The 25512-nt window shown below is 41.6% G+C and carries 23 protein-coding genes; 10 read left to right on the forward strand and 13 right to left on the reverse strand.

Annotation, left to right across the window (positions count from 1 at the left end; genetic code table 11):
• Nucleotides 1-4: 4 nt before the first annotated feature.
• The 4 genes from AOG26_RS00770 to AOG26_RS00785 form a co-directional block, all read right to left on the reverse strand.
• Nucleotides 5-457 (reverse strand): regulatory protein RecX, encoded by a 453-nt coding sequence (locus AOG26_RS00770; protein WP_054551279.1) that lies wholly within the window; start codon nucleotides 455-457, stop codon nucleotides 5-7.
• Complete coding sequence (locus AOG26_RS00775) at nucleotides 457-1251, reverse strand: BPSS1780 family membrane protein (protein WP_054560784.1); 795 nt, start codon at nucleotides 1249-1251, stop codon at nucleotides 457-459. Before AOG26_RS00775 ends, AOG26_RS00770 begins: the two co-directional genes overlap by 1 nt.
• 78 nt (nucleotides 1252-1329) lie before the next feature.
• The gene (locus tag AOG26_RS00780; protein WP_054551277.1) at nucleotides 1330-1956 is read right to left on the reverse strand and encodes a GTP cyclohydrolase II; all 627 of its coding nucleotides are present in this window, start codon (nucleotides 1954-1956) and stop codon (nucleotides 1330-1332) included.
• Nucleotides 1957-2350: 394 nt separating this feature from the next.
• Nucleotides 2351-3280 (reverse strand): LysR family transcriptional regulator, encoded by a 930-nt coding sequence (locus tag AOG26_RS00785; protein ID WP_054560785.1) that lies wholly within the window; start codon nucleotides 3278-3280, stop codon nucleotides 2351-2353.
• A gap of 97 nt (nucleotides 3281-3377) precedes the next feature.
• On the opposite strand from AOG26_RS00785, the gene AOG26_RS00790 reads away from it, so the two are divergent.
• The 4 genes from AOG26_RS00790 to AOG26_RS00805 all read left to right on the forward strand — a co-directional run bounded on the left by AOG26_RS00790 (nucleotide 3378) and on the right by AOG26_RS00805 (nucleotide 6989).
• Complete coding sequence (locus AOG26_RS00790; protein WP_054560786.1) at nucleotides 3378-3833, forward strand: nuclear transport factor 2 family protein; 456 nt, start codon at nucleotides 3378-3380, stop codon at nucleotides 3831-3833.
• A 1-nt stretch (nucleotide 3834) separates the two neighbouring features.
• Nucleotides 3835-4797, forward strand: a complete 963-nt coding sequence (locus AOG26_RS00795) for a TIGR03571 family LLM class oxidoreductase (protein ID WP_054560787.1) — start codon at nucleotides 3835-3837, stop codon at nucleotides 4795-4797.
• Nucleotides 4794-5726 carry a nuclear transport factor 2 family protein gene (locus AOG26_RS00800; RefSeq protein ID WP_054560788.1) on the forward strand — a complete coding sequence of 311 codons (933 nt, stop codon included), beginning with the start codon at nucleotides 4794-4796 and terminating at the stop codon, nucleotides 5724-5726. Before AOG26_RS00795 ends, AOG26_RS00800 begins: the two co-directional genes overlap by 4 nt.
• A 189-nt stretch (nucleotides 5727-5915) precedes the next feature.
• The gene (locus AOG26_RS00805; RefSeq protein ID WP_054560789.1) at nucleotides 5916-6989 is read left to right on the forward strand and encodes an energy transducer TonB; all 1074 of its coding nucleotides are present in this window, start codon (nucleotides 5916-5918) and stop codon (nucleotides 6987-6989) included.
• A gap of 66 nt (nucleotides 6990-7055) precedes the next feature.
• Here the strand turns inward: AOG26_RS00805 and AOG26_RS00810 are convergent, their stop codons facing one another.
• Both AOG26_RS00810 and AOG26_RS00815 read right to left on the reverse strand, forming a co-directional pair.
• Nucleotides 7056-7505, reverse strand: coding sequence for a low molecular weight protein-tyrosine-phosphatase (locus AOG26_RS00810; RefSeq protein ID WP_054560790.1), 450 nt, complete (start codon nucleotides 7503-7505; stop codon nucleotides 7056-7058).
• Between the two features lie 9 nt (nucleotides 7506-7514).
• Complete coding sequence (locus tag AOG26_RS00815; protein ID WP_054560791.1) at nucleotides 7515-8021, reverse strand: DUF3087 domain-containing protein; 507 nt, start codon at nucleotides 8019-8021, stop codon at nucleotides 7515-7517.
• Between the two features lie 105 nt (nucleotides 8022-8126).
• On the opposite strand from AOG26_RS00815, the gene AOG26_RS00820 reads away from it, so the two are divergent.
• From AOG26_RS00820 to AOG26_RS00835, 4 genes are all read left to right on the forward strand, one after another.
• Nucleotides 8127-8774, forward strand: coding sequence for an energy transducer TonB (locus tag AOG26_RS00820; RefSeq protein ID WP_054560792.1), 648 nt, complete (start codon nucleotides 8127-8129; stop codon nucleotides 8772-8774).
• 6 nt (nucleotides 8775-8780) lie between these two features.
• Nucleotides 8781-9332: an RNA polymerase sigma factor gene (locus AOG26_RS00825; RefSeq protein ID WP_054560793.1), complete on the forward strand. Its 552-nt coding sequence runs from the start codon at nucleotides 8781-8783 to the stop codon at nucleotides 9330-9332.
• Complete coding sequence (locus tag AOG26_RS00830; protein ID WP_054560794.1) at nucleotides 9322-9921, forward strand: hypothetical protein; 600 nt, start codon at nucleotides 9322-9324, stop codon at nucleotides 9919-9921. Before AOG26_RS00825 ends, AOG26_RS00830 begins: the two co-directional genes overlap by 11 nt.
• A gap of 463 nt (nucleotides 9922-10384) precedes the next feature.
• On the forward strand, nucleotides 10385-11521 hold the full coding sequence (locus AOG26_RS00835; RefSeq protein WP_054560795.1) for a PQQ-dependent sugar dehydrogenase: 1137 nt from the start codon (nucleotides 10385-10387) through the stop codon (nucleotides 11519-11521).
• Between the two features lie 246 nt (nucleotides 11522-11767).
• On the opposite strand, the gene AOG26_RS00840 is transcribed toward AOG26_RS00835, so the two are convergent.
• Complete coding sequence (locus AOG26_RS00840) at nucleotides 11768-13144, reverse strand: Na+/H+ antiporter NhaC family protein (RefSeq protein WP_054560796.1); 1377 nt, start codon at nucleotides 13142-13144, stop codon at nucleotides 11768-11770.
• A 94-nt stretch (nucleotides 13145-13238) separates the two neighbouring features.
• Nucleotides 13239-15686, reverse strand: coding sequence for a penicillin binding protein PBP4B (gene pbp4b, locus AOG26_RS00845; protein ID WP_082401540.1), 2448 nt, complete (start codon nucleotides 15684-15686; stop codon nucleotides 13239-13241).
• 337 nt (nucleotides 15687-16023) lie between these two features.
• Here pbp4b and AOG26_RS00850 point away from each other — a divergent pair, with 337 nt between their 5' ends.
• Nucleotides 16024-16869, forward strand: coding sequence for a MurR/RpiR family transcriptional regulator (locus AOG26_RS00850; RefSeq protein WP_054560797.1), 846 nt, complete (start codon nucleotides 16024-16026; stop codon nucleotides 16867-16869).
• Between the two features lie 377 nt (nucleotides 16870-17246).
• Nucleotides 17247-20285 carry a TonB-dependent receptor gene (locus AOG26_RS00855; RefSeq protein ID WP_054560798.1) on the forward strand — a complete coding sequence of 1013 codons (3039 nt, stop codon included), beginning with the start codon at nucleotides 17247-17249 and terminating at the stop codon, nucleotides 20283-20285.
• A 64-nt stretch (nucleotides 20286-20349) separates the two neighbouring features.
• Here the strand turns inward: AOG26_RS00855 and AOG26_RS00860 are convergent, their stop codons facing one another.
• From AOG26_RS00860 to AOG26_RS00880, 5 genes are all read right to left on the reverse strand, one after another.
• Nucleotides 20350-20778 carry an energy transducer TonB gene (locus AOG26_RS00860; RefSeq protein ID WP_054560799.1) on the reverse strand — a complete coding sequence of 143 codons (429 nt, stop codon included), beginning with the start codon at nucleotides 20776-20778 and terminating at the stop codon, nucleotides 20350-20352.
• A 102-nt stretch (nucleotides 20779-20880) separates the two neighbouring features.
• Nucleotides 20881-22059 (reverse strand): exo-beta-N-acetylmuramidase NamZ family protein, encoded by a 1179-nt coding sequence (locus AOG26_RS00865; protein ID WP_054560800.1) that lies wholly within the window; start codon nucleotides 22057-22059, stop codon nucleotides 20881-20883.
• The gene (murQ, locus tag AOG26_RS00870; protein ID WP_054560801.1) at nucleotides 22059-22994 is read right to left on the reverse strand and encodes an N-acetylmuramic acid 6-phosphate etherase; all 936 of its coding nucleotides are present in this window, start codon (nucleotides 22992-22994) and stop codon (nucleotides 22059-22061) included. Before murQ ends, AOG26_RS00865 begins: the two co-directional genes overlap by 1 nt.
• Nucleotides 22984-23895, reverse strand: a complete 912-nt coding sequence (locus AOG26_RS00875; protein WP_054560802.1) for a BadF/BadG/BcrA/BcrD ATPase family protein — start codon at nucleotides 23893-23895, stop codon at nucleotides 22984-22986. Before AOG26_RS00875 ends, murQ begins: the two co-directional genes overlap by 11 nt.
• Nucleotides 23896-25464, reverse strand: coding sequence for a sodium:solute symporter (locus AOG26_RS00880; RefSeq protein ID WP_054560803.1), 1569 nt, complete (start codon nucleotides 25462-25464; stop codon nucleotides 23896-23898).
• Nucleotides 25465-25512 lie beyond the last annotated feature (48 nt).

Genomic DNA, 25512 nt, shown 5'->3' on the forward strand with positions numbered 1-25512 from the left:
CCGTTTATTGCTGTGCTTGCATTGCAAAATCAATTTGTTCGTAATTAAAGCCTCGATACATCAAGTAGCGTACACGTTTCGCTCTTTCTTTCTGGTCGAGTTCTTTACCTGAATTTGAAAACTTCTTTAAATATGCGTCCTTTGCGAGTTCGAACCAATCGACTTCGAACTCCTCGAGCGTCTTATCTAATAGTGCTCGGTCTATCCCTTTTGCCATTGCTTCGCTCTGAATGCGTTTTACACCATGATACTTAGCTAAATGGCGGCGTACAAACCCTTCGCAATAGCGCTGTTCGTTAATAAAGTTGTGTGATTCACACCAATCTAACAAGCGCTCTGTGAACTCGGGCGTCGCCTCTTTTTGCTGTAACTTTCGCGTTAAATCCCGACGCGAATAATCTTGTCGAGACAATAACCAAAGTACGTAATTTTTTAACTTTTGTTCTTTATCATCCATTACGCGTCAAAGCGTCCTGATTGTGAGGGTGCTTCCGGTGCTTTTGTTTGGTCATCACCTTTTGGTACAACTGGCATAAAAATGGCCTGAAAAGACACGAAGAAGCTAATGTAACAAATTGGCATTAAAACCAATAGTGGAATAAACGATAAAGGAATACAGATCACCATTAAAACGGCGCAAATTAGGCCATAAACACTCAATGGTGCCATATTATGGTAAAACACCATGAATGAGGTTTTTAAAACCTGAAACATATTGCTTTGTTTTTGAAAATAAACCAAAGGCACTGCATAGGCAAAAGCGGTTAAATACACACAGATCGCCACTAAGAATACCGCAACTTGTCCCATTGAAATGGTTGCCAATAAATCTGCAATATGTGATTGGTTTTGTGGATCAAAAGTCTGACTCGAAATAACTGCGTAGGCATCTGCAAAAATGAAATTAGACAGTAAGGCCAATAAAATACCTGCCGCCATCTGATACACAGCCACACGCACTAAACCTATACGGTTCCCCTTATTACTAAAGGGTTTAAAAATATCAGCTTGGCTGACAGTCCCGCCTTGCTGCTTTGTTAACACAGCTTGATAAAAACCCGCCATCAAAAATGGCGTCACAAACGCGCCAACAACTTGCAGTAAAGGTAGTAGCAATGCCAAAAAGCTAATTATCACGATTAGCAGATGCATTAAAATAAAAGTCAAAGGTTGCAGCTTAAAGATTTCCCATCCAGCTTTAAACCATTTAACGCCCGCATCAGCTTTAAAAATACGTACTTCGATCGACATAGTTTCTCATTCAATAACGACAAAACGCACCGAGTATAACTGGGTGCGCTACTTGTTTATAGTCACCTGTAGTGAAATTTACTCAGGCTTTTTAATTTTTTTAATATCAAGCATGTGCGAACCATGTTTGATTTTCGTTTCGAGGTAAGCTCGGTTACCTACCACACCCGCCTTAATGTGCGCATGAGTGCCAACCACTGAATCAACTTCAATACCTGCGTCACGCAGTGCTTTAAGCTTATTTGGGTTATTAGTCATTAGCTTAACGTGCTTTTGATTGAGTGCTTCAAGCATTAATACCGCGTCTGAAAAGTCACGTAAATCATCAGCAAAACCCAAGTGGTTATTCGCTTCGTACGTATTCATGCCTTGCGACTGTAATACGTAAGCATCAATTTTATTGTATAAACCAATGCCACGGCCCTCTTGGCGTAAATACAGTAAAATACCGCCCTGTTGGTGCATCATCTCGATACACTCATTTAATTGCTCACCACAATCACAACGTGATGAATGGAATACATCGCCCGTTAAACACTCTGAATGCATACGAATTAAAGGGACATCTTGCTCTGTGTCAGCTTGATTAAACACTAAAGCAACATGTTCTTGGCCATCATTTAAGCCACTGAAAGATACGATTTCTGCAGGGATATCACTGTTTTTGCCAACATTCAGCTGGACTCTTGCTCTTACTTGCGCCACGACAAATCCAAATTAAAAAATAAATGCGATACTGCAAATGTGATTACAACAGCTTGAAGGTTGTAAGGATGCAACATACGACGAGTGATAACTAATATTGAGGCAGTTACCAGCAATTCAAGTATTATACACTCAAACCACCCCAAGATACGAGCTTTGCGCCTCGCTTTAGTGGCGCTAAAAAAACACCTTAAAAGCTCTACTTTTTAGAGTTAGGCCTTTGAAATAAAATAAATTAATAAATAAACCTTTGTAGATATTCGAAAAAATAGATTAGTTTAATCTCAATAAACCGCTAAGCCTTTATCAACCACCTATCAAAATAATAAAAATAACAGTGTTATGATGAGTCTCAGCGCTGATTAATAACGCACTAAAAGCGCTAGATAAACAATTATGAAGAATAACCAAAAAGTGATGCTTGAAGCTTAAACTGCTCTGCTAACTCATCAATTATAACCCTTTGACTAAGCTTTAAATATCTTGAGCGTGGCCAAACAACATTAATTGGCATAACCGCACCTGAAAAGGTATCTAAAACACTAGTTAGTCTATTACTATCTAGCTGCTCTTGAATAAGCCATGTAGGTAATTGTGCAACACCTAAACCATTAAGTGCGGCATCAAGCATCGCATCTCCATCACTGAGCATATATCTGGCATTGATTAGCTGGTTAAATGACTGCTTTTTACTATCTTTGAACAACCATGTTGGCTGCGAAGAGCGCTTACTGCCAATAATACAATCATGAGTGAGCAAATCCGCTGGAGTGTCTGGCACACCATGCTGGTCAAAATAATTTTGACTACCACACACAGTTAGTTTTTGATAACCCAACAATTTTGCTACCAGATCGGCATCATCTTCTAATGTGCCGATACGTACCACCAAATCAACATTTTCATTTATTAAATTTATACGACTTTCACTAAAGTGAACCGCAAGCTCTAGTTTAGGATACTTATTTGCTAGTTTAGAAAGTATTGGCATTACATACTTACGGCCGAATGCCGCAGGTAAGTGAAGCTTTACTTGCCCTGAAACATTATGGCTACCTGCAGTTACAGCTTGCTCTAGGCTATCTATTTCAGCCAGTATTTTTACCCAGCCTTCAAAATAATGCTGCCCTTCTGGGGTTGCCATAATTTTACGAGTTGTTCGATGCAGTAGCTTTGTACCTAACTTACTTTCAAGCCTAGTAACAGTTTTGCCAACAGCGGAGCCTGTTAAACCTAACCGATTACCAGCTGCTGTGAATGTACCCATGCGTAGTGTTTCAACAAACTCTCGAATACCAAAGAAAGGGCTATCTTCTGGTTTCATTGTGGAATCTAAGGACAGAATAAATGGAATATTAGCTAGGTTATCATTTAAAAAGAAGATAATAAAATAGTGTTCACTTATTCAGCAATAGAGAAACATGATGAGCGAACGCAAACTTCTCGATTTACTCGAAAAAGAAGAGATCCGAACTCTTCGCTTAAAGTACAGCCAACTTTTAGACTCTGGCCAAATTCATAAAATGGAAGAAGTATTTACTAGCAACGCACGAGTCGAAGTAACAGTGGGAGAAATGAATGGAATTGAACAGATAAAGCAAGGATTAAAAAATGCTTATGATGAATTCGATACCCACAATAGAAAGCACTTCCCTTTTGTTCATGCCGTAATGAACCATCAAATAGTACTGACAGATAAAACAACAGCACAGGGTGAGTGCTATCTAATTGACTTTGTTACAAGTAGGGAGCAAAGCGAATCTCCCCTTTTATTAGTGGGCCGATACTTAGATCGCTATGAAAAAATCGACGGTCAATGGCGCATTAGCCACTCTAAACTTGATGTTGTCTGGCCAGCGAATTCGGGAGTTCAGTAATATGAATAATCTACCAACTAGCTTTACAAATGTATTTGCCGACAACAAATTAACGCTGGGATTGCTCACTCCCCTTGAAGCTTACCCTAGCAGCCCTTTCCCTACCCTCAATGCTGATATAGCAACGGCTAAGCAGGCTGAACAAGCAGGTATTGCCAGTATTTGGTTTAGGGATGTGCCTTTTTATGATCCTAATTTTGGTGATGCTGCACAGATGCTTGATCCATTCACTTACGCAGGTTTCATTGCTGCGCATACAAATACAATTACTTTAGGCACCGCAGGGGCTGTTTTACCATTACGCGATCCTATCATGGTTGCCAAACAAGCAGCCTCAGTAGATCATCTAAGTAATGGTCGTTTTGTGTTAGGAGTTTCAACCGGAGATAGGCCAGTTGAATACCCGGCTTTTGGTGTCGATTTTAACGCGCGTGCTGAGCGCTACAGAGAGTCAGTTGAAATTATCAAAACATTACACCAACAAAGCTTTCCTAAACACATTAGCCAACATTACGGCGAGCTTGATGGTTCACTTGACCTTTATCCAAAACCAGTAAACCAACAGATACCCGTTATGGCCGTTGGTCGTTCTAGGCAATCATTTGAGTGGTTGGCTAATAATGTTAATGCTTGGATTTGGGCTGTTGATAATGAACAAGCCATCAGTGAAATCATTAACAACCTATCAATTGCAAGCAATAGCAACAAAAGCCCACATTACGGCTATGCGACATTTTTTGACTTAGATAAAAACCCAGATGCCCCGTATCAGCGTTTTTATAACGTTGTACGAATTGGTCGAAATGCCCTTATTGAGCGACTGTTAAAACACAGAGAGCTTGGCGTAAAACACATTGCGCTAAACTTAAAACCTTCTCGAAGGGCTGCCCAAGATGTAATTGATGAATTGGGTAGCTTTGTTATTCCTGCTCTTGAAAAAGAGCAAAGAGAGCCTGCTGTATGAGTACTCAAGAACAGCTCGAAAACTTAATATCTCAGTTTAAAGATAGCTGGTTACGCTCGGATAAGCACTCGTTAGCAAAGCTGTTTAGCTCTGATATCGTTTTCATAAGTCAGCACCATGGCTCTATAAATGGGCAAAAGCATGTATCAACAACCTTGAGTGAAGATTTCAAAAACTATGCAACGAATGCTGAATTTACAAATACGTTTACTGCACACCAAAAGGATTTTGCTGCAGCAAGCAGCTACGCTTATGTAGATGTAAATCATGGGAAAAAACGCTTTTTATGTGGTTGTACATTTATTTTTCATTTCGTTTATGAAGACCAGCAATGGCTTATTAACCACATTAAATTTCAGGTTAACTGGAATAAAGGACAGCAATCCTTGCTTCCTAACTGGAACATGCTTCCTGGAGTTCAGGGGTGGCAGCTAGTTGATGGCGAACCAACAATTGTGAGTGAATTACACTCTCCATGGGCATTAATTCGTAAGTTTAAAGCTGCAGAGCCAAAGCAAGCTCTCATTGATCTCTATAACAAGTATGCATTTGCTGTTGATAATTGTGATATTAATTTACTTATTGATTGCTACAGCCAAGATATACATGGCAGCTTTCCTCCTTTAGGTGATTTATCTGGTAGAGAAAGTGTTATAGGGAATTTAAAAAACTTTAGACTGCTTGCGCCATTTTGGCAGCACTTTGCAGAGTTGGTCAAAATGGAGGTTAGCCAAGATAAAAAAGCAGCTCGATTTATCATTGCCCGAATCATTCCCGAAAACCCCGTGAATGATAGCAGTCAAAAAACCTATGCAGCTCACTATCAGTTAGCAGCAAGATTAGAGTCAGATAACTGTTGGCGACTTTACGAATCGCATTACATACCGGGTTGGTTTGATGAACAGAATTTGCCTGAGTTTATAATCTAACAATAAAGCGCTCAATGTGAGCGCTTTTTCATAAGTACCTGCGACCTGTTAAGCTTAATCACTGTTTTTGCTTAAATTAAAAACAGTGATACATTAAAAATTACTAGATACCTTGTACCTCATGATGATAATGATTATCATCAACAAGTGTTAATCCCCTCTTATCTGGGCAAAATAATAAGGAATATTATGAAAAAGAGCTCACTTGTCTTATGTGTTGCATTACTATTTAGTCAGCAAGGCATTGCCAATGAAACGACCACCCAAGAATTTAACGACACCTACCGCGCTTATGTCGCTGCTGTAGAAAATAAGCAAGACAGTAGTGAGCTTGCCAAAAAAGCGTTTGAGCTTGGCAAAGAAATTTATGGTGAAAGTGCCGACAACACCGCCAATCTTGCTATTAACTATGCAAACAGCCTTGCTAAAAGCGAACAAGAACAACGCTTTGAGTTATATCGCACAGCCTACGAAATACTTGAAAAAAACCACGGCAAGCAAAGTGTGCAAGTGTATGACTCATTAATCGGCATGGCAGAATCAACTCCCTCAGCTAAGCGCGCTGATACATATCTTGATGATGTCATTGCTATTGCTGAAAAACAAAACTCAGACAAGCTAGTTGCTGATGCAAAAATGACCGCCGCTCGTATCCTTGCTTACAAAGGCACTGGCGAGCGCTATTACACAGCGAAGGAGTATCTTGAAGAAGCCGATAAGTACTACCAAGAAAACTTACCAAATAACGCTGTCGATCGTATTAGCGCTGACTTTTTAGTTGCCGCATTCGCAGAAAACCAACGTAAATACAGCACCGCCATTGAGCGATTGAATCACGTAGTTAGCGTATTTGATCAAGAGCTAGACTTTGATCATCAAACCGAATTAAACGCCCATTCGAAGTTGGTTCACTTATACGAAAAAACAGGTAAAAGCGACGAAGCAACCAAGCATTGCTTAGCGATTGCGAAAATGGTGCCTTGGAAAGAAAGCCAAGAACAAGAGCCGTTGTACCGTGTGCCACCGAAATATCCAATGTCAAAAGCACAACGTATGGAAGACGGCATTGTCGTGATGGAATTTGAAGTAACCCCGTCAGGCTTTGTAGACAATATAACTGTGGTTGACTCTGAAGGTGGTAGTGCATTTGAAAGAGAAGCAGTAAAAGCAATGAAAAAATGGCGTTATGCGCCTAAGTTTGAAAATGGTCAAGCCATTGCTGCAACTTCTCGTGTGCAATTAGACTTTAAAATAAAAAGATAAATAACAGGGTCGCAATGCGACCCTTTTTATAGCTTTTTATAGCTTTTTATAGCTTTTTATAGCTTTTTATAGCTTTTTAAGCAGGTTATCGGCTGCGTTCTCAATTAAATCGAGTACTTTTTCAAAGCCTTGATCGCCACCATAATAGGGATCTGGGATCTCACTCTCCCCTGCATCACCATGACTTAAAAACAGCGACAGCTTATATTGTAAGTGCTCTGGACACTGGGCTTGTAAATCAGCAAGATTTTGCTTGTCGGCTGCGAGAATTAAGTCAAACTCATGAAAATCAGCTTGAGTCACAGGTCGTGAATAGATGCCTTTAAAACTATAACCGCGCTTTTCGGCTGCTGCTTTTGAACGTGAATCAGGTGGATTACCTTGGTGGTAACCAATGGTGCCAGCAGAATCAACTATAACATTGACACCCAGCGCCTTGGCACGACTACGAAGTACCGCTTCTGCAGTAGGTGAACGACAAATATTGCCTAAGCAAACAATCAAAACCTTTTTCATTATTCGTCCTTAAAATTGCTTTAAGATTGACTCATCATAACGTTCTGCATCAAGCGAGAGGTTGTATTTATCTGCAACACTATCAAGCTCTGCCTGCTTAATTGCCAACTCATCCATGGTAATAGTGTTGTCATCAAGTTGCCATAACAAACGTGATCCCGCATAGCTGTAATGAATTGCTAATAAAGCATCTGCATTGCCCTCACGCCCTGCTGCTTTTAACTTTGGCATTTTTCGGGTGATTTTATTAAGCGCTTTTTTAAGCTCCCACACATAAACAATTTCAGTCATGTAATCATGATTGCGGTATTTATTAAGCATAAAGCCCACCAGCAAACTACACATAACAACACCTAATAGGTTCCAATGAAAATGGCTACCGCTTGGGTCAGGAAATAACGCTATTAACGTTTGTGAAATGGCTAAACTGCCAACGGCTAAAGCAATTACACAAGCAATAATTACTTGGTTTAAATGTTTACGGTAACGGGCTTTATCTATTTGAATAAGTTTCATAACAACCTAAAAAACTTGTGAAAAATAAAAAGTGAAAAAATTTCACCCCTTTTTTATTTGCCAGCCGTTTTAGCTATGAAAGCAATTATCCAAAGAGGAACGGCTATGCATACTTTACCACTAAACTCAGCAAGCTTGAATAACAGCAATGCTGCTTTAAAGACAACCGCAGCAATTATTGGCGGCGGTGTCATGACCTTTGCAGCATTTGCATTTATGCAGTACTTAATTTCTGCTGAGCAAAGAGCCGATGTTAAAACAGGCCCAGATATCACGGTTGAAATTTATGAAGTACCGGAAGACTCAAAAGTGCAAGTAAAGCAAACACTGCCGCCACCGCCAGTTGCTAAAATGCCACCAAAAGTACCACCGCGCCCAACCATTGATACGACAGATACCGTTGTAGTAGCTGATTTAACACCAACAATGACATTCGATAACATTGGCGACACGCTTAGCAAAAGCATTAATCAACCAACAGGAGATGCGACACCAATTGTGCGTATAAACCCTAAGTACCCTCCGGTAGCAGCTCGTGATGGCATTGAAGGTTGGGTACAAATTAGCTTTAGCATTTCACCGACTGGCGAAGTGATTGACCCTGTTATTATTGATGCCGAGCCCAAACGGGTATTTAACCGTGAAGCAATTCGCGCCATTAAACGTTGGAAATATCGCCCTAAAGTAGTTGAAGGTGTGGCACAATTACAAACAAACCAAAGCGTTCAACTTGATTTTAAAATAGATGGATAACTGCCTATGCTAATGAGCATCAAGACATGGTTATTTGACAAGCCAAACACAGATTGTTTGGCGCAGTATGCCAAAACGGGCGACAACCGTTACCTTAACCAACTCGTTGCTCAATACGGGAACGATCTTTATCACTACCTAGTTACACAAAGTGATAAGGATCTTGCCCTCGATATATGCCAACAAACCTGGTTAAAAGTTATTGATAAACGCGACTTTTACAATGATCAAAACAACCCAAAAGCGTGGCTTTTTCGGTTAGCACGTAATTTATTAATTGATGAATTTCGTAAGCAGCAAAAGTTCGTTGAATTAGAAGACAACCAACTATTTTCTGAATCTCAGGATGCAAGTTATCACTACGACTATGAAGCCTTTGATAAAGCACTCATGGGGCTTAGCTTTGTACAACGTGAAGCGCTGACCTTACAACAAGAAGGCTTTAGTCTCGAAGATATTGTTGCTATCACCCAAAGTAACCCAGAGACCATTAAAACTCGGCTGCGATATGCCCGTCAAAACCTGAAACAACAACTAGGAGGCCATCATGAAGCGTAACGACGAGCAATTCGATGCTGATTTAAAAGCACATTTTCAAAAACGTAAGGCAGAGCACAGCTTAAGCAGCGACGAGCTTTCACACATGCAAAAGCCACAGTCGGCAACGCCAAGGCCACAGCGCTTTTTAGGCCTGCAAATGACCGGAGTTTTTGCTGCTTTAGCGATTCTTGGTTTTGTCATGCTGCAATACAACAACCGTGAATTAACCCATGTTTACGCCGTGGATTTATCAGATTATCAATGGCTTGAGGTACACGAACTCGATGCCAAAGGCAGCTATGTGAGTAATCTTAAACAACAAAAACAAAACCTAGATGCGAACTACCAGCAAGCATTAACCAATCACCAAGCCCGCACCAGCTTCACCGGCCGTCTAGTCAGTGTTGATAACGACTGGTATATCGCCGACTGCGAGCAAAATGTCATAGTACAAATTAAACAATCACTCCTTGAAGAACTACAAAAACACGGCACCCTAGATACTCATATTCACCAAGGTGACCTACTCGCCCTAGACCAAAACAAGCAAGGCCAAATCATTGCACTCAAACAGCTGACTCATGAGGCGAAAAAGTGTAAAGCTTGAAAGCAGCGGTCAGCTCTCAGCCGTCAGCTATCAGATTTAAAACAAGTTAGCGAGTTACAAGGGGAAAGAGTAAAGGAGTACCGTAGGCGTGAAATTTATTTCGCGCGATGGTTCAACGAGCCATCAGCTCTCAGCCGTCAGCTCTCAGATTTAAAACAAGTTAGCGAGTTACAAGAATAAAGTCCCAAGTTTTTAGGTAGCAGCGGGGTTACCCCGCGTAGGCGTGAAATTTATTTCGCGCGATGGTTTCCACGAGATTTCAAACTGACGGCTGACGGCTGACGGCTGACGGCTGACGGCTGACGGCTGACGGCTGACGGCTGACGGCTGACGGCTGACGGCAATACTCCGCTCTTTACCTCGCTTTTCCTACCAATAATCGCACATTGCTCTAATGTTAATAACAATTTAATGCTGAACCAGCTAGGCTAATAACATCGTGTTTAAATATTATGGAGTTACCATGAAAAGGTCTTTGTTTAACAGTTTAATCATTGCCTCAATTAGCTTGTCGAGCTTGCAAGCGTGTGCTCAGCCGGAGCAAAAGATTCCTCTGGATGCCAGCGCTAATAACTACAAACTAGAATTAGTAAGCGAAGGTATTCAAATTCCTTGGGGTATGGCTTGGCTTAACGAGCGTGACTTACTCGTTACTGATCGACGTGGCGAGCTTAGATTGATTCGTGATGGCAAACTCGTTGAGCAAGCAGTTAAAGGCACACCTAAAGTACATGATGAAGGTCAAGGGGGCTTATTAGATATAGAGCTTGATCCGAACTTTGCCGACAATGGCTGGATTTACTTTTCGTACTCGGGCTATGAAGGCGATGGTGAGGGTTACAATACCTCAATTATGCGCGCCCGCTTTAAAGATATGGTTCTTGTCGATCAGCAATTATTGTTTGATGGCGAGCCAAATATTGAAACAACAAAACACTATGGTTCGCGTATTGAGTTCGACAAACAAGGTTACTTGTACTTCTCTATTGGCGACCGTGGCAAAAGAGACGTTCACCCACAAAGCCTAGACTATGATGCAGGCAAAATTCACCGTATCAATAGCGATGGCTCTATCCCTAAATCAAACCCGTTTTATAACCATAAAACAACTCACAAAAGTATTTATTCGTATGGACACCGTAACCCACAAGGTATGGCAATGCACCCTGAGACGGGAGTTATTTGGAGCCATGAACATGGCCCTCGTGGCGGCGATGAAATCAACATAGTTAAAGCAGGTGCAAACTATGGTTGGCCTGAGATCACTTATGGGATCAACTACATTGGTACGAAAATTACCGACGAAACTAGTCGCGAAGGAATGGAACAACCTGATTGGTATTGGGTGCCTTCAATTGCCCCTTCTGGGATGGAATTTATCACCAGCGATAAATACCCACATTGGCAAGGCCAAATTGCCGTAGGTTCGATGAAGTTTGGCCACCTTGTTTTGGTAAAACTTGATGGTGACAAAGTAACAGGCCACAGCAAAGTATTTGAAGGTGTAGGTCGCGTTCGTAGCCTAGCCACCCACCCTAATGGTGATTTATATCTTGGTGTTGATGGTGTCGGTGTTTATAAGGTTGTACCGAAAACATAGCTTTCAGATTTAAAACAAGTTAGCGAGTTACAAGGGGAAAGAGTAAAGGAATACCTTAGGCGTGAAATTTATTTCCCACGATGGCCTCAATCCATACTCTTGTAGGTCGGGCTTTAGCCCGTCACTTTATAAGTGATTCGACATGTGTCGCCATAAATGACGACTTACGTTACAAGCAATAAAAAACCACAGACTTCTCTGTGGTTTTTTACTTATAACTTAAGGCTTAAGGCTTAAAGCTATTACTTATAAAACAATAATACTCGTTACAAGGTAAGCAATGAAGGTTAATGCGCCGCCGAATAAAGCGTATGGCATTTGGGTTTTTACGTGAGTTAATAAATCACACCCTGATGCAATAGCCGATACCGCGCTGGTATCTGAGATTGGCGAGCAGTGATCGCCAAACACGCCACCACCTAAAATAGCAGCAATAACCAATGAAGGTGGTAAACCTAAAGCTTGAATGAGCGGTACACCAATTGGAATAAGTATTGCAAAAGTGCCCCATGAGGTACCTGTGGTAAATGAAATAACCGCACCTGTAATAAATAGCACTGGCACAACTAAATAAATTGGTAAGAAATCACCTACTAGGCCTGCTACAAACACACCGGTACCAAGATCTTTCAAGCTTGCGCCTAACGTGAGTGATAGCAATACAATAGACACTAATGGCAGTAACTCACCCATTCCTTTAAAGCCAATATCTACCAGCTTATGGTGTGTAAATTCACGCGAGCTAATCATTAAAAAGTAAGCCACAACACAGGCTAAAATAGTTGCATACAGCACTGATTTAGAACCACTACCGCTGGCAATATCACCATCGCCAGTCCAGAACATAAAGCCAACCATACTACCAATTAAGGTAATTAGAGGCACGAGCATGTAACGTGCTTTTGAACCCTTCACTTCTTCTGTAAGTTCGGTTTCTTGTTGCTCTAGGTTTTCTTCTGCTTGCTTTAATGGGCCATGTACCTTGTCAAAGGTAATGGTGTAGAACACGATAAGTAAAGTGATAATAGCATAGAAGTTATAACCAATACTGCCCCACAATACCGAAACCGCAGACTCTTCCATTTCGTAGTTGCCAAGAAGGCCGAGCACGTAGGCGCCCCATCCATTTAGCAAGATTAAAATACACACAGGTGCGCTAGTACTATCGATAATGTAGGCAAGGCGTGCTCGGCTCATTTTGAACTTATCGAATAAACCACGCGATAAAATTCCCGAGGTTAATACGCTTAAGTTCGATTCAATGAATACCGCAATACCAGAGAACATGGTTAAGTAGCCCACTTGGCGCTTACTTTTAGCAACCCCTTTATTCATCAGTAAATTAACCGTCGCGGCTACACCGCCAGATTCACGAATATAGGCAAGTAAAGCACCTATTAAGATACTAAAAATAAGGATGCGGCTATTACCAGGGGAGCTGGCAACCTCAATGACTCGCTCAATAGTGTTGATAAAGGTGAAAAACAAGGTATTACCTTCACCATTCAGAGCAAGCAAAAACTCAGACGACGCAACCGCGACCAATAACGCCATGATCACTTCTTTGCGCCAAAACACAATTAAGATAGCAATCAAGGGTGGTAAAATTGAATACCAAGACATAAAAACCCTTTTAAATTAAGAACAACATTTTATTTTTATTATGCGAAAACTCGCTAAGCTTAATGGCTTTGCCACCAAACTCAACTTAATTCGACTAGTGATTTAATATACTCTCATAAATCAGTGAGATAATAGAGCCATACTTACCTGTTTCGAAACGCTTGCCGACAAACTGGTAATTTTCTTGCGAACCTTCAATCGGTGAATGACGGGCATTGGTTAATAGCACAATAGCAAGGTCATACTCAGGGTCAATAACGGTCACGGTGCCTGTCCAGCCAGTATGACCAAAAGCCCGCGGGCTAGCATAAGGGCCAAAATGCCATTTACGCGCTTGATGCCCCGCTCTACGCCACCCTAAACCATAAGTCTCATCACTTGCTTGGGAGTTTGTGAATTGCTCAAGTACTTGTGGTGTAAAAATTTGCTTGTTGTCGTAGCCACCCCCATTGAGTAACACCTGCATAAGCACAGACAAATCACCGGCGGTACTAAAAAGCCCTGCATGCCCCGCTACGCCACCTAGAGCATAAAATGCCTTTTCATCATGTACTTCACCTTGCAGTACATCGGTTCGAATATTTTCAAACTCGATGCGACCACCTCGGGTGTTGCCGTTAATCTCAGTGGCAGCAATTTGCGAAGCTAAAAAACCTTTCTGTAATGGATTATAAACCGTATGCGTTAAGCCAAGTGGCTGATAAATTTGGCTTTCTACATAGGTATCCAGCGCCATACCACTGATGCGTTCAACCAGTACACCAAGCAACATATAATCGATATCAGAATACAGGTGTTTTACGTTACGACCAGCCACGAAAGGGACACCTGTTAACAGTAGGTTTTTAGTACGCAGGCTGTTTTGAGAAAAAAAGCGCTCACCAAATTTATTGTCTTTACGATGAAAATCAACCACCGCAGGATAACCCGCACTGTGGGTGAGTAAATCTTTTACTAAACGCTGTTCACGGCCGCTGCCTCTAAATTCTGGTAGGTAATAAAACAGTGGCTTTTCTACGTCAAGTTTCCCTTCGCTGGCAAGCTTCATCAGCGCAAAATTAGTGGCAAACATTTTTGAGTTTGAAGCTATATCAAACAAGGTATCGTTTTGCATAGCTTGTGGGCTTGCAAGTTCACTGCCATCAGCATGGTACTTTTTAGCCGCGCCATAATGGCTTAGTTTAATCAACTTGCCATCTTTAACAACGGCGAGTACCGCGCCCGGAAAGCCCTCTTTAACCTCTTGATTAATTAATTCATCAACAGCACTAAAACGCTTTTGAGTGCTGTTTTTATCAAGCGTTGGGTAAGGAAAACGTAAGGTTAAGCTTGCCCCTTCAGGCAATACACTTTCTACTTTATACGTGTTTATGCCATCGCGGGTGCGTTTAGCCAAACTGTATTGATATATTTTTTCGGCTGTTAATGGTGAGGCAATATTAATTTTTTCACCATTAATGAAAATATCAGCACTGGTTGCATCTTGGTTGTCAATGATGATCTCACCGCGACCTTTATAGGCAGTAAATGTGCCTCGGTCGTTAACAAGCGCGCGACTGCTTGGATCAAGAGCCGGAATACGCGCTATCACTTGTGCATTAGCCAGTGTTTTTGGCGCAGGCTCAACCGCTTGCTGTTGCTGCTGATATTCTTTAAATAATCGCTCTAGTTTTTTAGGGAAGTACTTATCTAGTAATGCAAATAGCACCGCGGCACTTCTTGCATCACTATTACCGCTTACATGCCAAGGTAAAAAGTGCATTTGAAAGGCACTTAGAGCATCTAGCGTTTGCGAATCAAGCTGACCCGTTGCAATCACCTCATAGCCGTAACTGCGTAGTGCTTTTTGCATTAATTCAACTGAGGGTTTTGATGCGCTAAATAACTGCCAATATTTATCAACGGTGTCGCTTTCATACCACGCACCGATACCTGCTTTATAAAGTTGATACCAAGGAAAACGCGGGCCTGGGTCGTTCTTACGGCTTGGGGCAATATCAGAATGGCCAACAACTTGAGTTGGCCCGATATCTGGGTTACGAGCAAGAATATCTTTACTAAGCTTTATTAGTAGCTCTATTTGTTTAGCATCATAGTCAGGAAAAATACATAACTTACTTGCGTCATTTTCCATCGCAAGGTTTGCTTGCTCAGGAATATGACAGGTTGGTACATTCACTATTTCAATACCAATAGAATGATCATTTAAATCTTCGCGGCCTTGCCAAAAACTGCGTCCGGCATGCCATGCTCTATCTTTTTCATCAACCAGCTGAATAATTTCTAATTCATCTTTTGGATAACTAGAATCGCCTGATTCAGGTAATAAATAATGTGAACTTAAGCCCCCTTCATCCACGAGCGCACGCATTGATTTTTCGTAATCAATGGCGGTGTAATGCATCACTAAGAATTTAACACGATGGCTGTAATTAGCTGATTGTGTATAGGTATATGGATTACTGGCACAGCTTACTAATAATGCCGCACTACTTAGATAACACAGCTGTTTAAGTAATGTTTTCAAAGGGGTAAAACTCATAACAGATTCATACCTGATGATTTAAGCGTTGACGATTCTCAGCAATACAGTAGCAACACCCACTTAACATGTAAAATATTTTATTTCACAATTAAAGAATAAAAAGCATACATTATCGCTAAGTTACTAAAAATAGAGGTATCTCAATAATTAGTGTTGTATCTATTATGGAATAAAACTATATTATTCCATCTAAATTAAGAAAAATATTCCAAACTTAGGTCTGCTAAAACAAAAATAAGTCGTCGTGTTAAGCAAACAATGCGCCCAAGCCCTGTGTTTATAATAGAACCATCGCTTTGCGCTTTGACTAAGTTAAGCAAACAAAGTGAGCCCTATGTCTACTTTTGTAAAAATTAAAGCCTTACGCCAATCTCTATCGAGCAGCGAAGCTAAGCTTGCTGACTTTACGTTAAATTCAGCGAATGCCATTCGTAATTTATCATCGGTTGAACTAGCAAAAGTGGTTGGTGTAAGCCAATCAAGTGTGGTGAAGTTTTCGCAAAAGTTAGGTTATAAAGGCTTCCCTGCTTTTAAACTTGCGGTAATTGATGCACTTAACGATGAAAGCAGCGAACCTAAGCTACATGGCAAGATCACCCTGAATGACTCGCTAGAGCAAATCGCCGAAAAACTATTAAGCAGTAAATTAGCGGTGTTAACCGAAACCAAAAACCTCAACGAAGCGCCAGCAGTCGAAAAAGCGGTTGAGCTATTAAAATCAGCAAAACGTATTCTGATTTGTGGTTTAGGTGGCTCAGCGCTGGTTGCAAAAGATTTTTCTTATAAATTACAAAAACTCGGTATGCCTGCGATTGCAGAGCCAGATGGCCATGCACAACTTGCGTATGTTGCGACGTTTTCAAAAGGTGACTTGGTCATCGCGATAAGTGAGTCAGGTATGACTCGCGAAATTGCCGAAGTTGTTAAACAAGCTAAGAAAAATTCAAGCTCGGTGATCTCAGTGACTAAATTTGGCAGCAGCCTTGTTGCCGACTCGGCTGATGTAAAACTTTACTCGGTTGCTGAAGGCGAGTCTGTGCGTTTATCATCGATTTTAGCGCGTACGGCGCAAGATTTTGTCATTGATATTTTGTTTATTGCCTTAACGCAGTCGAGCCGCCAAGGTCGTAAGTTACTAGAACATTCTAATGAAGTTGTTGGCGAATTTAAGAATAACTAATTTCTTCAATAAGGTTATATAAATACTTTAAAGCAGCTCAGGCTGCTTTTTTTATGCCTAATTTAGGATGCAGTTTAACAATCCCCTTTCTCCTCTAAACTACCAAACAATTACGATAAATTATTGACTTTAAAGTCATAATTTCTTACAAAATTGTAGTAAGAATAAATTAGCACCCCGTTAAAGCAAGTCATTACTGATCTTTACCTAAAATCGGTTATATATTTTATTCCTAAAAACCAACCTTTAAATGAAAAAATATTCTTGACCAACTTAAATAACACCTGTTTAATATGTGGGCAACATAATTTTAAAGTTCATAAGTCTCAATTGGGTAAGTAGTCCAGCAAAGCATATAAATATAAGGACGGGAAACAATGAAACAACATGCATCCACACTCGCAATGAGCTATATAGCAAAAGCGACTAGCAATGCACTTCGCGCAAAGAAAACAGCCTTTACAGGTGTTGTTATGGCCGCGGCACTCGCCAGCGCGCCAGCCTTTGCAAATCTAACCGGGGGGATCAAAGGTAAGGTATCATCACCAGAAGCACAGCAGTCACTGGCAGGGATCACTGTTACAGCAAAAAGTAATGTGATGCCAAAACCACGTACCGTTGTTACGCGAGAAGACGGCAGCTACGACTTACCACAATTAAAACCAGGTACTTATGAACTGACTTTCACCGATAAAAACGGTGTAACTCAAACTATGACTGTAGATGTTTTACTTGAACAAACTTCGAGCCTAAACGTCACTATGGGTGGTGCTAACGAAAACGTTGAAGTCATCACGGTTACCGGCAGTAAATTATTCCGCCAAGGTAAGTCTGCACTGACTAACTCACTTGGTGAAGAAGCAATCAATAGCGTACCAGTTGGTCAAGATTACCGTGACCTATTAAAACTTGTACCAGGTGTTGAGCTTTCGGCAAATACAGTCTTAGGTCCATCTGCAGGTGGCTCAGGGGTTGATAACTCCTACGGCTTTGATGGTGTAAATGTTTCAATGCCAATGTTTGGTAACTTAGCATCAGAGCCATCAACCCATGACGTTGCTTACGTAACTATGGACCGCGGTGGTGCAAAAGCAGTAGGTTTTAACCGCTCAGGCGGCTTCTCAATCAACACAGTATCAAAATCGGGTACTGACGAATTCCACGGTAATGTTGAATACAAGGTACAACCTAAAAGCTTTGTTGCAACACCTGTAGGCGAAGAAAGCTATGAGCTTGATAAAAGCTGGTTAACAGCAAGCTTAGGCGGCCCGCTTATTGAAGATACCTTGTATTTTTATACCTCTTATTATCGCCCAGAAGAAACTAAAGCGAACAAAGCTACCGCTTACGGTGATGTGAAGGACTATGAAAGTATCCGCGATGAATACTTTGGTAAATTAACCTGGGCACCTACAGACGATATTTTAATTAATATTTCACAGCGTACATCTGACAAAGAAGTTAAAGGTGATTCAATTGGCGCTTACGAAACTGACAGTGTATCTGTAGGTAGTAAAGCTGACCAAGATATCTTTACTTTAGATGGCTCTTGGATTTTAGGCTCTGCAACTACTCTATCATTTCAATACAGTAAATTTGAATTGGAAACAGGCTCGAAACCAGATACTGAGTTAAGCGTTATTCCATCATTATCTAGCCAAGTAGATATCAATAACCTTACTCAAATGGGTTATTTTTCTGTTCCAAACCTAAGAGAATATGATTCTGAAGGTGCTTTCACAGAAGAGCAAATAGCTTCTTATAATGCGGGAGCTACAGCATTAATCAATGCTTATGGTTACTTAGAAGATGGTGTAATGAAAGGTGAAGGTGGTGTTGGTGCTTACGCCCAATATGATAACCAAAACTTTTACAGAGACTCTTTTGAAATTAATTTAGAGCATGAGTTTAACTGGGGTGACACTTACCACACACTACACTTAGGCGCAAAATGGGAAGAAGGTGAAGAGCAGATTACTCGTTTATCAAATGGTTGGGGGCGCATCTCTTACCTAGGCGGTTTAGTCGATCCTGATGCAGACACTGAAGGTTTTGACCCTGCCGACGCTATATATAGAGCACATGTACAGCAAATGAGTCTAGCAACTGATGGGAGCACAGTCGCTGGTATCAATTCAGAAATGCGTAGCCTCAATTTCGAAATAAACGATACTATTGAACATGGTGATTGGACTTATAATATCGGTCTACTTGTGAGCCAAGATACTTGGTACGGACAAGGCTTAAAAGAAAAATCAGGAACAATATCAGGTTATGAGCTAGCTCCAGGCCATAAGTATGAAATGTATAAAACAGATTGGTCTGATATGCTTCAACCGCGTTTAGGTGCAACTTGGACCTATTCTGAGGAAGACTCAGTATTTGCGAATTTTGCTATTTATAACCCTGAAGCAAGCTCATTAGCGCGTGCAGCATCTTGGGATCGAAACACACGTTCGGAAATTGAGTTACTGCTTGATGATTCGGGTAATATTCTTTCAGCATCGCCTCGACGCGGTTCTTCAGGTAAAGCATTCCAAGAAGGAATGAAACCTCGTCGTATCAATGAGTTCACACTTGGTACCACTAAATATGTAGGTTCTGACTTAGTGCTACGTGCTCACGTACGTCACCGTAAAGGTATGCACTTTTGGGAAGATATGCCAAACACAGCACGTTTAACTGACTACTCTGGCGTTGATGCTGATGGTGTACCACAACACATAGCAGATAAAGGTTTATATGTAGATAACCTAGCCGAAATCCGCGATGAAATTGGCGGTTCATCTTATGTTATTGCTGAAGTAGATGGTGGCGAGACTAAATATTGGGAAGCCAGTATCGAAGCTGAGTACCTAGGTGAAAACAGCTACATCAATGCTTCTTATGTTTGGAGCCATTACTACGGTAACTTCGACCAAGACAATACCACAACAAGTAATGATGCTAATAACTTTATTGGCTCATCATACTATGGTGATGGTCGCGGTCGTTACTCATGGGATAACCGCTACGGAACACTATCTGGAGATAAACCGCATAAAGTCAAAGTGTATGGTTACTACACTGTGCCATGGGAAGCAAACATTGGTGCTTACTTTGTATTCCAATCTGGTCAGGCTTGGGAAGCATGGGATGGTACACAATACGGATACGCTTCAAGTCATGTGAGTCGCTATGCAGAACCTGCTGGTTCTCGAAGAACAGCAAGCCACTGGCAACTTGACTTAAACTATACCCAAGACTTTAAGTTCTCAGGTGATATGGAATTACAATTCCGCGCAGATTTATTTAATGTCTTCAACAGACAAACAGGGTTCAACAAAAACCCGTACGCTCAGTATGACAACTTTGGTGAATCACGCAGTTACTATAACCCTCGTAGTTTACAGCTTTCAGTTAACTTCAAGTTCTAAGTTTATCAATCCTGTTGGGGGCCGCTATAGCGGCCCTTTTTTATGCCTTAAAAACAGTAAAAACTTAAATTGTACAAAATGCTTTTGCGGCATCCATATTACTCGCTTCTTTCATAAAGTAGTCGAGTTGCACAGTTCGAATAATCGCTCTCGATTCGCTGTTACTTTCCCTTGCCTGCCAGTGCCAAGTTTTAAGCGACTCTCGCGACACATCGACAAATAGCCCTTCAGGGAAGCTCTCTACAAAACGGATATCGGTGGTATTACCTTGTTTATCAATAGTAATAATAAAGCGCGCACAGCCCGTCTGTTTGGCAATTTCTGCTGCTTTAGGGTAACTGGGCTTTGTTGCGTGTTTAAGCATCCACAGCTGCTCTGCTGCGTTTTTATCATCCCGAAGGTCAAGTACATCGGTTGAATTACTTGTTGTACTGTTTGGGAGTTGTGAGCAGCCAGCAAGTAATGTAAATGCAGCAATTAAATGAACTTTCATGGTATATCCTTACAAATCAAGTTCATGAATATAACATAGCTTTTTATAGGCATAAAAAAACGAGGCAAGCGCCTCGTTCTTATTCAACAAGTTATCTAGTTATTATTGATACAGCAAATATGGGGAGCGCTTTCGTTCAAAAGCACTTAAGTCGGCTTGCCAGCTTTGCTTTATTTGCTGCTCAGTTTGGCCTGCTTCAATGGCTAAACGCAATTTATCAGTCCCTGCAAGTTTATCCATAAAATCAGCGCGTTCAAAAAACGTTTGCTCATTCGCACTTAGCTTTTGATAAGCCGAAATAATCAAGCTTAAATCTAGGCCGTGAATATCAGCATCTCGTAAGTCTTGACCAAATACTTCAACCCCTTTGAATTTAGGGTGCATTGAAGCGCCTTTAATCGCCCTTGGCGTAAAGCTAAATTCGCCGAGTTTAACTGGCGAGTAACCAACAACTTGAAACGGAAAATCAGTGCCCCGGCCAATAGTCACAGGCGTAGCTTCAAAGAAACACAATGATGGATACAGCGCAATTGATTGGGCATTTGGTAAGTTAGGACTTGGCTTTATTGGTAGCTCATAAGCCATAGTGCGGTCATAATTCTCAACAGGCACGACACTCAGCTTAAGCTTATCAGCGTCATTTATCCAACCTTCGCCTTTGATCATCTGAGCAAGCTCAGCCACTGTCATACCGTGTAAAACAGGAATTTCGTGCATGCCAACAAATGAGCGAAATTGCGGATCAAGGATAGGTCCATCTACATAGGCTATATTCGGGTTAGGTCTATCGAGTACTACAACCTGTTTACCATTTTCAGCGGCGGCTTCCATCACATAGTGCATTGAACTGATATAAGTGTAAAAACGCACACCAACATCTTGAATATCAAAAATAATAACGTCTAAATCAGCAAGCATCTCAGGACTTGGTTTTTTGTTACTGCCATAAATCGACACAACATCAATGCCGGTTTTAGCATCTACTGTGCTTTTAACGTGAGCACCGGCGTCATGGTCGCCGCGAAAGCCATGCTCTGGGGCAAATATTTTGCTAACCACAACGCCTTTCTCAAGTAATGCATCAACCAAATGTTGACCATTCACCACTGACGTTTGATTAACTACCAAACCAACACGCTTCCCTGTTAATGCAGGTACATAAGCTTGAAAATTGGCTGCGCCCACCTGTAAAGGCAGTGCATTTTTAGGCGCTTGTGCAGGTGTTTCTTGGCAACCCAAAAGCGCAAAACAACTAAGAACTAAAACAGCTAAAAAACGCATTATTCTTCAACCGCCTTACGTAAAAAGCCACCCGCTTTTGACAATAACTGTTTTGCTTCAGGAGCTGGTTTTCCAGTTAACACAATTAAAATTGCTAGTTTGGCACTTTGCTCAGCTTGCTTTAATGCATCCACAGCTTGCTGCTGAGAACACTCTGTTGCTTGCATCACAATACGAATAGCACGAGCGTGCAGCTTTTCGTTACTGGCATTCACATCAACCATCAGGTTTTTATACACCTTGCCTGTGCGGATCATGCTGGCTGTACTTAGCATATTCAACACCAGCTTCTGTGCCGTGCCCGATTTCATACGTGTAGAGCCAGTTACAGCTTCTGCACCCACCACGGGGCAAATGCCGATTTGTGGTAAACGCATCACCGCTGAATCAGGATTGCAAGTGACACCCACAGTGACACAACCAAGTGATTTAGCGTATTCAATTGCCGAGCAAACATACGGTGTACGGCCACTGGCAGCAATACCAACCACGACATCTTTACTAGTTAAATTGGCATTTTTTAAATCTTCAATAGCAAACGTGGTGCTATCTTCAGCGCCTTCTACGGCTTTTTTAACCGCGGTGTCACCACCAGCAATAATACCGAGCACTTGTTGATCGCTTACGCTATAGGTAGGCGCACATTCAACCGCATCCAAAATACCCAAACGACCACTGGTGCCAGCACCAATGTAGATTAACCTGCCACCTTGTTGAAATGCTTCAACGACATGATCGACAGCTTCACTAATTTGTGGGATCACAAGTTTCACGGCACCCGCTACTTTGTGATCTTCATTATTGATTTTAGTGAGGATCTCAGTGGAGCTGAGCAGATCGATATCCAAAGTGTCAGGGTTTTGTCCTTCAGAGACAATACCGTTTAACTCTTCGAGTAACTCACGTTGTTGCTTAAAGACGTGCTCAGGGCTCATTGGGTTGTCCTTTTTCAATAATGTCATGGTAATGCTTTGCCGCTAAAATGGCGGCACCAGTTAATGAATCTCCTTTACAAGGAGATAATTCGTTTTGTAAGGCAAGTGGCAATAACGGTTGGCTAACTTTCGCCAAACCACCAATTAATATCACTGGTAATGGCGAGTTACCTCGGCTTTTATTTATTAACCTAACCACCGATTGGGTGTGCTCTGTTAATACCGCTTTTGCCGCCTCACAGTCGTTTTGTAAGCTAAACACCAACGGGCTAAATGCTGCATAATCCGCGGGTTTTGCTTGTTTAAGCCAACTACTAATTGTTTGACGAGTGCATCCTAGCTGCTCACTCAAACGAATCGTTAATCGGCTTTTTGGTAAATCGTAAATATCTATATCGTTTAATAATTGCTGCACAGCCATCAGGCCGATACGCGCACCACCGCCAAAATCATCAACGGTAAAACCCCAGCCACTCACCAGCTTAGTTTGCTTTTGAGCGTTTAATCTTGCGCCGACGGCACCGGTGCCAAGTGCAATAACCACACATGGATCACCAAGATTAGCACCATATAATGACGTAATTGCATCGCTGGTAATTTGCAAACTGGCAAATTCTATTTCGTAAATCAGCTTGAGCATCACTGTTAATTGCTCAGCGAGGCTCTGCGATGAGCCACCAGCAACACCCATAACGGTGACTATTTCACTTGGCTCTGCACCACTTTGCTGGCAAACATCACGGGTTACTTTAACAATGTTTTCTAACGCTAAATCAAGATCATTCGAAATTGATGCCGAACCCGCTTGGGCACGAAAAGTAGCGCCACTTACCTGCTCTTTTAGCTCTGCTAACACTTTGGTGCCACCACCATCGATGGCTAAAACATAGCGTACAGCCATTTACGCACTCTTCTCGTCTGCCGCTTTACCAAGGCAACACACCAATGTTGCGAGCAATGTACCTATGCATAGCTGCCAAGTAAATCCTAAGTAAAAGCGCATTGATTCGGGTAGTAACCAGTCAATCATGTACGGCTGCATTAGTAAGGTCACCATAAAGCCCGCTATTAGCGCTGCTAACACTGAGCCTTCACTGCCTCGTTTGGTAAACAAGGTAGTAAAATACACACCTAGCAAACCGCTGTACGAAAATACCATTACACTTAGCGCAAATTTTAATAATGGCATATCACTGTATTGCTGCCAGAAATAACAAAGAATAGCCATCAGCGCTAAGGCAAGGCTCACTAGTGCCATCCCTACACGACCCGCTTTTACAAAGTGATGATCGCTTACTTGCTTGTTATGTTTTTCTAAATACGGGCGATAGATATCTTGTACGATGACTGAAGACATCGAACTAAGCCCAGAGTTCAAAGTAGAAATAGCCGCAGCAATTATACCCACGCTGACTAAACCTTTAACCCCGGCTGGTACTTCGTTTAATACGTAGTACATAAAGATAGTGATTTTTTCGCCGTTAAATTCTTGTACGACCGTTTGCCCAGCTTCGTTATTCATTAGTGCAGGTTGCTGATAAACAATATAAAGCAGCAAACCAATAAAGATAAAAATAGCCATAACTGGGATCACCATCACCACCGATAGTAATAACGCTTTACTGCCTTCTTTTGGACTTTTACAGGTTAATAAACGCTGCGTCATATCTTGGTCTAAACCAAATGCGGCGATGTTTAATAGCACAAACCCCGTTAACACAGAGGCCATGTTAAAGACCCCTGACGGGCCAAAATCTAAATCAAATTTAAACAGCGCAAGCTTTGAATCTGCACCAGGACTTGGCTCATTCAGCGTTGCAATAATGGTTGAAAAATCAGCCGGAATAACATTCAACAAGCACCAAATAACCGCAATAGCCGCACTAACATAAACGATACTTTGCAGTACATCAGAATAAATAACGCTGCGAATGCCCCCTAAAAAGGTATAAAGCAGACCTGCAAGCGCCAGCACTAAAGTCGCGATAACCACACTATCGGCATCGATATTGCCATATAGAATCATCGCCACAGCAATCGCGGCCATGTATAAACGAGCACCACTGGCAAACACACGGCCAAATAAATACATCATGCCACTACGGCGCTTGGCCTTTGGCCCGATACGTTTTTCAAGCAGTTCATATACAGTGAACACTTTTTGCTGGTAGAACTTTGGAATTAAAAACGCCGACACCACAAATGCCGCAATAAACGCACCGATATTAGTCGCAAGGTAAGAAAAGTCACCTTGATAGCCTTGATCTGGCCCGCCAATAAACGTTGCCGCTGATTGCGAAGTCGCTAAAACAGAAATAGCCACCATCCAAGTTGGCATACTATTTCCGCCTAGAAAAAAATCTTGGCTTGAGTTAGCGCGTTTGCGATTAAACCACCAGCCACTTAGCAATAAAATTGCACCGTAACTTGCGAATACTAGCCAATCGAGAAAAGCGTAATTTGCACTCATTTATTATCCTAACCCAAACCTTGTTGGAATATATTATTCCACCATTAT

Origin of the sequence: Pseudoalteromonas sp. UCD-33C (assembly GCF_001306895.1) — a bacterium.
Classification (GTDB): domain Bacteria; phylum Pseudomonadota; class Gammaproteobacteria; order Enterobacterales; family Alteromonadaceae; genus Pseudoalteromonas.